The organism is Pelomicrobium sp. (genome assembly GCF_036803785.1).
In the GTDB taxonomy this organism is placed as follows: Bacteria; Pseudomonadota; Gammaproteobacteria; order Burkholderiales; family UBA6910; genus Pelomicrobium.
Window position 1 is genome coordinate 1 of record NZ_DAIRTR010000099.1, and the last position, 11,316, is coordinate 11,316.

General features: G+C 65.5%; 10 protein-coding genes. 6 read left to right on the forward strand and 4 right to left on the reverse strand.

What is annotated here, in order from left to right; all coding sequences use genetic code 11:
* Positions 1-285 precede the first annotated feature (285 nt).
* From V7Q81_RS11475 to V7Q81_RS11490, 4 genes are all read left to right on the forward strand, one after another.
* Positions 286-1,002 carry a TetR family transcriptional regulator gene (locus V7Q81_RS11475; RefSeq protein ID WP_333843382.1) on the forward strand — a complete coding sequence of 239 codons (717 nt, stop codon included), beginning with the start codon at positions 286-288 and terminating at the stop codon, positions 1,000-1,002.
* Between the two features lie 75 nt (positions 1,003-1,077).
* Positions 1,078-1,473 (forward strand): hypothetical protein, encoded by a 396-nt coding sequence (locus V7Q81_RS11480; RefSeq protein WP_333843385.1) that lies wholly within the window; start codon positions 1,078-1,080, stop codon positions 1,471-1,473.
* A 206-nt stretch (positions 1,474-1,679) separates the two neighbouring features.
* Positions 1,680-2,345 (forward strand): DUF6781 family protein, encoded by a 666-nt coding sequence (locus V7Q81_RS11485; protein ID WP_333843388.1) that lies wholly within the window; start codon positions 1,680-1,682, stop codon positions 2,343-2,345.
* Between the two features lie 63 nt (positions 2,346-2,408).
* Complete coding sequence (locus V7Q81_RS11490) at positions 2,409-4,097, forward strand: ABC1 kinase family protein (protein WP_333843391.1); 1,689 nt, start codon at positions 2,409-2,411, stop codon at positions 4,095-4,097.
* 177 nt (positions 4,098-4,274) lie between these two features.
* On the opposite strand, the gene V7Q81_RS11495 is transcribed toward V7Q81_RS11490, so the two are convergent.
* Both V7Q81_RS11495 and V7Q81_RS11500 read right to left on the reverse strand, forming a co-directional pair.
* Positions 4,275-5,219, reverse strand: coding sequence for an alpha/beta fold hydrolase (locus V7Q81_RS11495; protein ID WP_333843392.1), 945 nt, complete (start codon positions 5,217-5,219; stop codon positions 4,275-4,277).
* A 403-nt stretch (positions 5,220-5,622) separates the two neighbouring features.
* A complete protein-coding gene (locus V7Q81_RS11500) occupies positions 5,623-6,546 on the reverse strand; it encodes a sensor domain-containing diguanylate cyclase (RefSeq protein WP_333843395.1) in 924 nt (307 codons plus the stop codon).
* 283 nt (positions 6,547-6,829) lie between these two features.
* Between V7Q81_RS11500 and V7Q81_RS11505 the strand changes: the two genes are divergently transcribed.
* The gene (locus V7Q81_RS11505; protein WP_333843398.1) at positions 6,830-7,243 is read left to right on the forward strand and encodes a hypothetical protein; all 414 of its coding nucleotides are present in this window, start codon (positions 6,830-6,832) and stop codon (positions 7,241-7,243) included.
* A gap of 436 nt (positions 7,244-7,679) precedes the next feature.
* Here V7Q81_RS11505 and V7Q81_RS11510 read toward each other — a convergent pair whose 3' ends face one another.
* Entirely contained in the window at positions 7,680-8,990 is a 1,311-nt protein-coding gene (locus tag V7Q81_RS11510; RefSeq protein ID WP_333843401.1) for an MFS transporter, read from the reverse strand.
* Positions 8,980-9,888 (reverse strand): LysR substrate-binding domain-containing protein, encoded by a 909-nt coding sequence (locus V7Q81_RS11515; RefSeq protein ID WP_442954821.1) that lies wholly within the window; start codon positions 9,886-9,888, stop codon positions 8,980-8,982. Before V7Q81_RS11515 ends, V7Q81_RS11510 begins: the two co-directional genes overlap by 11 nt.
* Before the next feature lie 999 nt (positions 9,889-10,887).
* Here V7Q81_RS11515 and V7Q81_RS11520 point away from each other — a divergent pair.
* Positions 10,888-11,049 (forward strand): Lrp/AsnC ligand binding domain-containing protein, encoded by a 162-nt coding sequence (locus V7Q81_RS11520; RefSeq protein WP_442954822.1) that lies wholly within the window; start codon positions 10,888-10,890, stop codon positions 11,047-11,049.
* Positions 11,050-11,316 lie beyond the last annotated feature (267 nt).

Here is an 11,316-nt window from a genome sequence, read left to right on the forward strand (position 1 = left end):
GGTGCTTACCGCGGGCGGAGGTGGGGGGCCGGGCGGCGCGCCGGCGGGTTGGCAGGCGGCGAGCAAGACGGGGCCGGCCAGGAAAAGGGCTTGGGAACGGAGCCTGGTTGGCATGGTCGTAAAATCCATTCACGAGCGGCGGTGACGCGCTGCGGCCCGGGGTGCCGAACGCCACGGATGGGGCGCTAGTGTACATACAGACATGAATGTATGTAAAGTAGACAGCTGGCGCCACTTTGTACCGTAACCGTCGCGCCTTACGTTCATTTGGACATGTAGAGGACCATGGCAAGGCGCACTAAGGAAGAAGCCCAGGAGACACGCAACCGCATCCTGGACGCAGCGGAGCAGGTGTTCCGCGACAAGGGGGTATCCGGTACGTCCTTGGAAGACATCGCCGATCGAGCGGAGGTTACTCGAGGTGCCATCTACTGGCATTTCGCCAACAAGGCCGACTTGTTCCTTGCCATGACCGATCGGGTCACGCTGCCCATGGAGGAGATGGTGCAGCAGGCGGCAGAGGATGCCATCGCCGATCCCCTGGCGCGGTTGCGGGACGCCTGCGTGCATGCCCTCAGGAAAACGGCGCAAGAGCCGCGTTGTCGGCGGGTCTTCGAGATCCTGTGCCACCGCTGCGAGTACGTGGGAGAGCTCTCCGCCATCCTGGATCGCCACCGGCAGTGCCGGTCCTCTGCGCTGGCCCTGATCGAGCGGGCGCTGCGCAACGCCGTCATCCGCGGTCAGCTTCCGCCGCACACCGACGTGCGCCGGGTGGCCATTGGGCTGGACGCTTATTTCTTTGGCCTGATCTATACCTGGCTGTTGGATCCGGCCTCCTTCGACCTGGCGAAGGAGGCGGAGCGGCTGGTGGACATCTATCTGGACGGAGTGGCGGGCCGCCCCGCGGCTCGCCCCGCTGCGCGCTCGGGGAAGGACGGAGCCGCGAGACCCCGGTCTACGCGCCGCCGAGCAGGTGCCAGTCCGGCGCGAGGGTCGAAGTAGAGTGGGCCTCCGCTTCAATCCCGCCAGGGTGGCCACTATACTGATGTCGTCTTTAGTGTCTTGTTGCCGACCGCCATGGCTTTCGTTGCCCTCACTCGCGTGCGCCTGCGCTCCCCCTACCTTCTGCTTCCCTTCATGCTCCATACCGGGCGGGCACTGCGCTTCCTGCGGCATGCTCCGGGATGGGTGGTGACCCAGACCCGCAAGACCCGGGGGCTCACCTTCTGGTTCATGTCCGTGTGGGAAAGCGCCGCCGACCAGCGGGCCCATCGGGGGACGGGCGCCCCCTTGGTGGACCTGGGCAAGTTTCGCGAATGGTGCGAGGAGATCGCCACCGCGGAATGGACCCAGCCGTCCGTGGCACCCCCCTCTTGGGAGGAGGCGGAGGAGCGGCTCAAGAGCTCGGCGCGACTGCATCGCGTGGCGCACCCTTCCTCCTCCCACCGGGCCTGGATCATTTCCACCGACTAGGCCTTGCCGGTTCCCCTCCCCCGGGGGGATTCCGGTGCCTTGCGGCCCGACGCGATGGGGCTATCCTAGGAAGAAAGCGAAGGGCGGCGGGAAAGGAGGCTTTATGCACCCGGCGAATGGCCTCCTCAGGGGGAGCCCGACGGCAAGGCGAGAGCCGCTGCTCGCCCGCGCCTGAGCGTTTAGGAAGCGGAAAAGGAGGCGGCCCCATGATCGAGCAGCAGCCACCAGAACCTTCCCGGGAAGAGCTCAAAGAAAAAGCGGAGAAAGTCTTCCAGGAAGGGCGGGACATCCGCACCCGAGTCCACGATCTGACCCTGCAGGCCCTGGCGGGTCGCCGCTTCGACCCAGAAAACATCCGGGAAGTGGTGCGAACCGTGGGCGAAGGCATCGTTTCCGGAACCCGGCGCAGCGGGGACGATGCGCGCTGGGCGGTGTCGGAGGCCCTGGCGGGTCTGGACCAGGCTCTCATGCGTTCGGTGGAGGCGGGGCGCCTCGCCCTGGGCGAACTCCTGGCTGAAGGGCGGCGTTTGTCCGAGCGGGAGCTGCACGTGGCCTTCGACGGTTTGCGGCGCCTGGAGGAGGATTTCCTTGCCACCGTGGAGCAGGCGGCCGAGGCGGCGAGCGAGGGAGCGCGGCCAGAGCTGCAGGAAGCCCTGGCCCAGGCGCGGCGCCACGGCACCGAAACCGGGCGCGAAATCGCCCGCCTAATGACCGAGCTGGGCCAGCGGGTCTCGAAAGCGACGCTGCACGCCGCCTTTACCGGGGTGGAGACTGCGGTGGAAGTGGGGGCCCGCTTCGCCCAAATGGCGGGAGGAATCCTTTCGGGCCTGGCCGACTCCCTGCAGGAGCGGCGCTCCGAAGCGAAGCAATGATCTCTGGTCGGTAGCGGCCGGCGGCTCGCCCACGGGCTCATCGCGTCGAGAGCGGGAGTCTCGATGTTCAGGGAGACCCTCAACTTCATGCGCGACCTTCCGCGCCTGCATGAGATCAGCTCGGTCCTGATCCGCCATGGCCTGGGCGACCTGGTGCGACGACTCGGCATCGGCACCCTGTTAGAGCGAGCAGGGCAGATCCTGCACTGGGGCGATGCGGGGATAGGCGCCGAGTTGGAGCCGCCCCAGCGTATCCGGCTCGCCCTGGAGGAGCTTGGGCCCACCTTCGTCAAGCTGGGCCAGGTGATGGCCACCCGGGTGGACGTCTTTCCGCCCCAATGGATCGCCGAGTTCGAAAAGCTCCACAGCGAGGTTCCACCGGTGTCCTTCGAGGCGCTGTTGCCGGAGCTGGAGAAGGCCTTGGGCCGCTCGCCGTTCGACGTGTTCCAGGATCTGGAAACCCGCGCTTGCGCTTCCGCCTCCATTGCCCAGGTGCACCGGGCACGGCTTCAGGACGGGACGCCCGTCGTTCTCAAAGTCCGACGTCCCGGGATCCGCCAGAAGGTGGAAGCGGACCTGCGCATTCTTACCTACCTGGCAGGGCTGATCGAGGCGGAGTTGCCCGAGGCGCGCCGTTACCAGCCGGTGCAGATCGCCGCCCAATTCGTGCGCTCCATGGAGCGGGAGCTGGACCTTTCGGTGGAAGCGCGCCACATGGAGCGCTTCGCCAAAAACTTCGCTCGCCACCCTTATGTGGTCATTCCCCGGGTCTACTGGGAATGGACCAGCGAGACGCTCAACGTGCAGGAGCGCATCGACGGAGTTCCTGCCACCCAGCTGGCAGCGGTCGAGGCCGCCGGGCTGGACAAGCGGGTGCTGGCCGCGCGCGGGGCCGAGGTAGTGCTCAAGATGATCCTGATCGACGGCTTCTTCCACGCCGATCCCCATCCGGGCAACGTGTTCTACCTTCCGGGCAATCGCATCGTCATCATCGACTGCGGCATGGTGGGACGCCTGGCACCCCCGCGTCGCAACCAGGTGGTGGATCTTCTGGCGGGTCTCGCCCGCATGGACGAGCAGCCCATGCTGGAGGTCCTGCTTGACTGGGCGGGGGATGCCTACGTGGACGAGGCGAAACTTGCCGCCGACATCAACGAGCTGGTGTTCAACTACGAGGACATGCCCCTCAAGGACATCCGTATCGGTGCGGTGCTGCGGCAGTTCTCTGCAATCATCCGCGAGCATTCCATCGTCATGCCTGCGGATCTTGCCTTGATGTTCAAGGCGCTGATCACGCTGGAGGGATTGGGGCGCCAGTACGATCCGAATTTCCACATCGTCGATCATCTGACCCCGCTGCTGCGGCGTGCCCTCGCCCAGCGGCTGCAGCCGGCGGAACTCCTGCGGCGCGGTCGCCATTCCTTCGCCGATTTCGTGAACGTCATGGGCAATGTGCCGCGGGACCTGGCGCGCCTCGTCCGAGAGGCGCGGCGCGGCAAGACTCGCATCGACCTAGACCTGAAACGGTTGGACGATTTCGGCCAGCAGTTGGACCGCACCCTGGATCGAGTCACCATGGGCATCATGACCGCCTCCCTAGTGATCGGCTCCTCCATCGTGATGACCGTAACCTCCGGCCCGCGGGTGTTCGGCTTGCCCCTGTTCACCGTGCTGGGGGTGCTGGGCTATGTGATCGCTTTCTTCAACAGCCTCTGGATCCTTGTGGGCATCTGGCGCTCCGGCCGGCGCTAGAGCAAAGAACGCGCAGCCCATAGAAGCCTGGAGGAAAACGGTCTTTGGCACGCAAAAAGCGCACAGGACAAGACGCGTTTTCTGTTCATGGACGATTCCTTTCGCGCCCCAAGCGCCAGCTGCGTGGATTGCTTTCTTGTCCTCTGCTCCCCAGCGTCTCGGGGGTGAAAAGCCCCTTCATTTCTCCGCCAACAGGAAATCCCGCACCACCCCGATCTGATCCTCGGTCATGAGCCAGGGGGCGTGCCCGATGCCTGGAAATTCCACTACCTGCGCCTTGGGTCCCCGCTGGCTCATCTCTCGCGCGGTGCCCGCGAGCAGCAAATCCGATTCGGCTCCACGCAGCACCAGGGTCGGGCAGCGCACCGCATCCCACACGGGCCATAAATCCACGCCCAGGAGGAAATCAGTGCCAAACTCGATCGCAGCGCTCCCCTGATTGCGCAGCACGCCCACGATGGCAGGGTCATAGGCGAGGGTGTAGCTTCCATCCTCCAGCTGTCGGACGCTGTGTCGAACCACGTGCCGCCACTTGGCCTCGTCCAAGGGTCCGAAACTGGCGCACGCCATCCGCAAATGGGTCTCCACTTCCTGGAGATCGCGAAAGCGCTTCGGGCGCCGGATATGCAGGCTTTTGAGTCTCATCAGGCCGGACCAGGGCACCAGGGGACCCACGTCGTTCAACACAAGCCGGCGGATGGGGGTGCCGGGTTTTGACGCCAGCATCATGCCGATCAGCCCGCCCATGGACGTACCGATCCAGTCGAGGCGCGATGGGCGCTCCCGCGCGAAAAGCCGCCGCAGGCGCATCCATGGGCCGTCAGGCGCGGGGGCCGAGACGTGGGCCATGAGAGTGGCGGCGTCCGAAAGGTACTGGGGGAAGCCATAGTCCTCTCGGTGCTCGAGCCAGTCGCTGTCGCCGCGCCCCACCACGTCCAGGCACACGACCCGACAATGCCGGACCAAGGCCATGGCGAGGAAGTCGAAGTCGCGCCGATTGCGGGTGAGCCCGTGGACGCACACCACCACGTGGGGGTTGGACCGCTCACCCCACTCGGTGTAGGCGATCCGATGGAAGCCGTGGGGATTAAGGCAAAGGAGACGGTCGTGACGGGGGTTCATGGCGCTAGCGCGGCCCCCGTACGGTCCATGACAAAGCGACGCATGGCCACCGATGATACCGCGGCTCGCTACCCTGGCGCAGGTTTGTCGACGTCTGCTGCGATGGCTGGGAGCAGCGCTCCGGGGCGGGCGGCGTGTCCTAAGAAGCGCTTGTCCGCAGGTCGCAATCGGCAGCGTTTCTCTCTCCTCGCAGCGCGCACTGCCGGTGGGGTGCGGGAATGCACGGGCATGGGCTGCGTGCGTGCACGGCAGGCACGGGTCGTGGTGCCTCGCACCGGTTCGTTTGCGCAAGGAATCGAGTGACCGCACTGGCCGTGGGGCGATAGCGGGAAGGCCGAGCGCCTGCAATTGCCATTGGCCTGGAAGACGCCGACCCGGTCAGGTGCCGCCTCGGGAATCTGGCCTATCCTGGCGGCTGCACTCGCCAGCTATTGCCGCCCGCCGCTTTGGCTTGGTACATGGCGGCGTCGGCGGCGGCCAGCAGGGCCCGGGAGTCGCGCCCGTGCTGGGGATAGAGGCTCATCCCGATGCTGAGGGTGATGGATAACTTCCAATCCCCGATGGGATAAGGCTGCGCTCCGGTGGAGAGCAGTCTTTCTGCCACCGCGCGCAACGTTCCGCCCTGCCGGACGTCCTCCACGATGGCGACGAACTCGTCTCCGCCCCAGCGTCCCAGGGTGTCGCCGGCCCGCAGGCAGCCGTGCAGCCGTTGCCCAACGGCGGCGAGCAATTGATCCCCCACAGCGTGTCCCAGGTTGTCGTTCACCTGCTTGAACCGGTCCATGTCGATGCACAAGACCGCGAAGGACGAGTGGTGGCGTTGGCCGTGGGCGATCGCCAAGCTCAGCCGGTCCTCCACCAGGGCCCGGTTGGGAAGGCCGGTCAGCCCGTCGTAGAAAGCCAGGCGCCGCAGGGACTCCACTAGCCGGTGGCTGGTCATGTCCTGAACGAAGTGTACCAAGCCGGCGATGGAACCCGCCGGCTCTCGCACCGCGCAGATCGACTCCAGGACGGGTAGGAAACCGCCCGCCCGATCTCGATAGCGCACTTCCCCGTCCCATTGGTCCCGAGCGAGGAGAAGCGGCCAGAGCTGGTCCAGCCGGGTGCCGTCAGCGGCGCACCGGATCGCGTCAACCCTCTGGCCGATGAGCTCGTGGGGGGCGTGCCCGGTCATGGCGCTCAGACGGGGGTTTACGTATTCGAGAACTCCGTCGGGGCGGGTCGAGGCGATGCCGATGGGAATGCAGTGGAGGGTGCAGAGCAGCCAACGCAGGGGCCGGGGAAGGTTATTCGCTGCGCCCGCCGCAGGCTCAGGTTCCCGGGCCATCGCTGTGGACGGCGAGCTCAGGAAAGCGTGTCGCGTCTCGCCACCCCTTGGCACTACGGGCCGCGCAGCCGAATGCGTCGAGGCTTCATCCTTCGCGGGGTCGGCGTCGTTCATAGGCCGATGAACGGTATGGCCTGTTCAGCCGCCTTCTTTGGGAGAAATTGAAGCGCCATGCGCTCGGCGACCCACTTGGATATTCGACTTGCATAGATTACCAGAAGTTGTCTTTATCGGCAACTTTCGGTTGGCTTGCGAAGCCGTGCTTGATGTTACCGTTTTCAACATGGGTTTGATCGATGAAAAGCGGGCTTTCAGCAAGCGCCTCGTGGAAGCGATGCGCAAAGCCGGCATCGACACCCTCAGTCCCACCCACGTGGCCCGGGCATTCAACCTGCGTTACCACGGCGATCCCGTCAGCACTCAGAGCGTCCGAAAATGGCTCACGGGTCGCTCCTTGCCATCCCAGGACAAGCTGCGCGTCCTCGCCGAATGGCTCGGCGTAGCGCCCCAGTGGTTGCGCTTCGGCGAGGGTGCGGGCGAAGGCGCTCGGCGCGCCGGCATGCTGCGCCAGGAGGTGCGTTCTTACCGGCGCGACCAGGATATCCTGCTGGAGATCTTTGGCCGGCTGAGCGAGCGGCACAAGAAACTGGTGCTCGACCTGGTGGAGGCCCTGGCGGCGGCAGAGCGGAAACGCTGAGGCCTGCGCAGTGGAGCGCTTTTCGCCGGCTCTCGAGGGGTCAGTCTACGGGTCTCCGTCCTGTAGCCTAAACGATCGCTCCTCGCCGCGGTGCTGCATTTCCCCGGGAATCACCCCTTCGCCGGGCGCGGGTCGGCATGGCGTTCCGGAGACAGCCAAGCCGGATCAAGGTGGAACTTGGCCGAGTGAGCGTGGGTCGCCTGCCTCGACCGGGCCAGACGGCCGCTGGCGGAGGACAGCCATAGCGTTGCGCAAGGAGCCCAGGGAAAGCGCTCACGAGCGCCGAATGGAACGCAACGGAGCAAGCGCTGGTGAGGGCCCTCTTCCACAACGGTGATCTTGGAAATCCACCGTCCCGATCCATTCAACTGCCTTCGACGCTTCGAATACGAGAGGCCGCGGGGGATTGCGTGCAGCTCAGGGCCGCCGCGCGCTCTCAAGGGCGAGCCAGGGTCGGCGCGGACAGATGACGGTTGAAACGCGTGAGGCAGGCAAAGGCTAGCAGTGCACACCCCAGGATCAAGACAAAACCGGCGTGGAAGGCCGCACGCCCAAAAAGGGGGGCACCTCCGGTCGGCGTGCCGGCGGACAGCAAATCCAGCACCCATCCGAACAGGGGTTGCAGCAGCAGGGGCCCGGCGATGGAGCCCATGTTGACTAGCCCGCTGGCGGTGGCGGCAAGCCGGCGGGGGACTCGGTCCCGCGCCAGGGTGTAGCCCAGCACGATGGTGCCGGCGCCCGCCGCGGCCACAGCCAGGAGCGGCAGCAGCAGTCCAAGGGGCAGCCCCGGCACGGCGGCGATTACCGTCCAGGCGGCGGCAACCGCCAGCGTCCCGCTCCGATAAAGGGCGCCGGCATGGCCAGTGCGATCCGCAAGCCATCCCCAGAACGGGCTGCTCGCGCCAAAGAGCACAATCAAAAGGGAGCATGCCAGTGCTGCGTCGGCCACCGGCATACCATAGTGCGTGTGAAGAAACGGCACGCCCCACAGACCCGCAAAAGTAAATACCGAAGCCAGCACCCCGCCACCGGCAGCCACGAGCAGCCACAGGGCCCGGTAGTGGGCGGTTTCCCGCAGCAGGTCGAGCATGCGTCCCAGGCTTCCCCCCTCGGCGCTGCCAAGCGGCGCCCAATGGCTGTGGTAGCCCGCCTCCGACGGGTCATCGCGCATCCGGTTCCACGTCAACACGGCGAGAACAAGGGCAGCGATGGCGGTTGCTCCCAGAGCGGGCCGCCAGCCCACGGCCTCCACCAGCAGCCGCAATGGCAGGCCGGCGGTGAGGGCTCCCAACACGCCCGCCATCAACAGCAGGCCGCTCGCGAAGGAGAACTGCCGCGGCGGCATCCAGTGGCTCGAGAACTTCAGCATGCACACCCAGGTGACGGAAGTGCCGGCACCGATCAACAGACGGCCAATGAAAAGCACAGCGAGCCCACTAGAGGCCGCGAACATCAGGGTGCCGAGGGCGGTCAGCAGCGCGCCTCCGGCGAGGATGCGCCGCGGACCCCAGGCGTCCACCAGCAAACCGGTGGGCACCTGCAGCATCAGGTAAGCGTAGAAGTAGCTGGCGGACAACAGCCCGAGCCCCGCGGCGCTCAAAGCGAAATCGGCCACCAGCTCTCCGGCGATGACTGACGGAGCGACCCGGTGCAGATAACCCAGCAAGTAGAAGGCGGCGCCGATGGCCCACAGGCTCCAGGTAAGCCGGCCTCCCGGGTAGACAGGGGAGGCAGGATCAGTCGGCAAGCGGAGCTGCCTCCGGCCGCCGGGCTTCCTCCAGCAGCCACTCCCGGAAACGGACCACCTGGGGTCGGTCGGCGGTAGCCTGGGGGCACACCAGGTAATAAGCGTAGCCGGCTTCCACCACCACATCGAAGGGGGCCACCAGCTTTCCTGCTGCCAAATCCGGACCAAGCAGCTCCAGAACGCCCAGGGCGACGCCTAAACCGTCTTCCGCCGCTTCGATGGCGAGGGCCGGGTTGGTAAAGCGCGGCCCCTGGGACGTGTCGATGCCGCTCACGCCGGCGGCCTCAAGCCAAGTGTCCCAACGGATCCATGGCTGGGTAGGGCCCACCGTGTCGTCGTGGATCAGGGCGTGGTAGCGCAAGTCTGCGGGCGTGCGCAGTGGCCGTCGACTGCGCAACAAGCGGGGGTTGCAGACCGGGGCATAGGTGACGGCAAACAGCTTATCCGCCCGCCAGCCGGGATAGCGACCATGGCCGAAACGGATTGCCACTTCGGCACCCGGATCCGCGGCTTCGGGCGCGAGGATGCCGCCAGGCCCGTCCTTTCCATCCCGATCCACCATGGCTTCGCTCTGGGAGATGCGCAACGCCACCTCCGGATGCAGCGCGGTGAAGCGTTGCAGCCGGGGGACCAGCCAGCGGGTGGCGAACAGGGGTGGCGCGCTGATGCCCAGGGGTTCCAGCCGGGCGTGGCCCTGGATGCGCTCCACCCCGGCGGCGAGGGCTTCGAAGCCTTCCCGGATCTTGGGGAGAGCGGCCTGCCCAGCCTCGGTCAGCTCCAGGGCCCGGGTCAGGCGGCGGAACAACCGTACCCCCAGGAAGCTCTCCAGCGTCTTCACCAGATGGCTCACGGCCGCCGGGGTGACGTTTAACTCCTCGGCCGCCTTTTTGAAGCTCATATGCCGGGCAGCGGCTTCGAAAGCCCGTAGACCGTTCAGGGGCGGCAAGCGATAAGCCATGGGAAGGATGAGTTTATCTAATTCGTCAGATGATAATAAATCGTTTGTTGCATTGCAAAATAGCGCTATATTTTGCCTTGTGAAAGCGGGTCATAGAAGACGACTCATGTAGTGTAACGTACTTAAGACGATTAGCTTTTCAATGAGTATCCATGGGCTTTGAAGAGCTTGATGCAGTGCTCTACCAGGCACGGCGGTTCCGGGGAGAGGTCGTGAGACGGTTCCTTTCTCAAGCAGGCGTAGGCCTTAGGAAAGCCCTCTTTGCCAAAGCCGATCGCCTGGGCGAGACAGGTCCCGGCAAACCCGGTACGCCGGCAACCGGTTAGGGATTTTACCGACTCGGCGGTCCACCTCCTCCGGTGGATCCCCGTAGGGCCCGGTTCGCGCTCTTCCTCCTCCTCCTCCTCGCGAACCGGTCATTCCAGGGCGCGCCCGAAGCGCGCCCTCTTTTTTTGCAGGGCAGTGGTAGGAAAAAACCTAGTTTCCAAACCCCTGCCTCTTCTCCGAGGGTGTGTCCTTTCGTGCCACCCTCGATGTGCCCCCGAGGGGGGCTTCCTCAGGCCGATGCTGTGATGCTCGACCGCTCAGGCGATGACGGACACATTCGGGGCTGCATTCCCTGCGGGGCCAGGAGCGCTGCCACCGTAATGGACTGCCAAAGCTTGCTCAGGTTGGCCCGGGTGTCACCGCGGTCAAAACCGTCGGTATCCAGAGCGGTGACATAGAGAAGATCCTGGGACGGGAGGGGCGGATTTCCGGCATGAATCTGGCCGAGCAGTTAGCTTTTCCCTTATCCCCTGTCTGCTCCGAGCACGAGAGTTAGGGCTTACGGGAATCCCCCGGCGGTATACGTGGCCTTGCTCAATCCCCTGGCCCTGGGGCTCACGGTGTCGGGGTTCATCCAGGTCGCTCTGGAGTGGCAGGGGGAGACGGCACTCGCTGCTTTCGAGCGCGCTCCCCGAGCGGCCGGCGGTGATGGAGCGCTCCCTGACGACGGGGGAGACGAATTATCTGTTGCGGGGGATGGTGCCCGACGTAGCCTCCCTAGAGCGCCTCATCGTGGACTTCCTGGCCAAGGTCCCAGGGGTAAGCAAGATCTGATCCAGCTTTGCCTTCAAGCAGGTGAAGTGCAACACCGCGCTGCCTTTATCCCACGACTGAGCCCCGGCTCTATGATCGAGGGCCGTCTGCCGGGGGCACGATTGGCAACCGCCGCGATCTAATCGAGCATCGCGGGGCGTTTGGCGCGCGGCGCGAGGCTCAAAAATCGCTGACCGATCCCGTGGGTGCGGTGGCAACGATCGAGGAGGTGACTGTCATGGCAGAGGTCTTGAAAGGCAAAGTTGCGCTGGTGACGGGAGTGAGCGG

Excerpts from the sequence above, each read along its gene's own strand:
- V7Q81_RS11475 (WP_333843382.1), top strand. The coding sequence starts at position 286 with ATGGCAAGGCGCACTAAGGAAGAAGCCCAGGAGACACGCAACCGCATC.
- V7Q81_RS11480 (WP_333843385.1), top strand. The coding sequence starts at position 1,078 with ATGGCTTTCGTTGCCCTCACTCGCGTGCGCCTGCGCTCCCCCTACCTT.
- V7Q81_RS11485 (WP_333843388.1), top strand. The coding sequence starts at position 1,680 with ATGATCGAGCAGCAGCCACCAGAACCTTCCCGGGAAGAGCTCAAAGAA.
- V7Q81_RS11490 (WP_333843391.1), top strand. The coding sequence starts at position 2,409 with ATGTTCAGGGAGACCCTCAACTTCATGCGCGACCTTCCGCGCCTGCAT.
- V7Q81_RS11495 (WP_333843392.1), bottom strand. The coding sequence starts at position 5,219 with ATGAACCCCCGTCACGACCGTCTCCTTTGCCTTAATCCCCACGGCTTC.
- V7Q81_RS11500 (WP_333843395.1), bottom strand. The coding sequence starts at position 6,546 with ATGGCCCGGGAACCTGAGCCTGCGGCGGGCGCAGCGAATAACCTTCCC.
- V7Q81_RS11505 (WP_333843398.1), top strand. The coding sequence starts at position 6,830 with ATGGGTTTGATCGATGAAAAGCGGGCTTTCAGCAAGCGCCTCGTGGAA.
- V7Q81_RS11515 (WP_442954821.1), bottom strand. The coding sequence starts at position 9,888 with ATGAGCTTCAAAAAGGCGGCCGAGGAGTTAAACGTCACCCCGGCGGCC.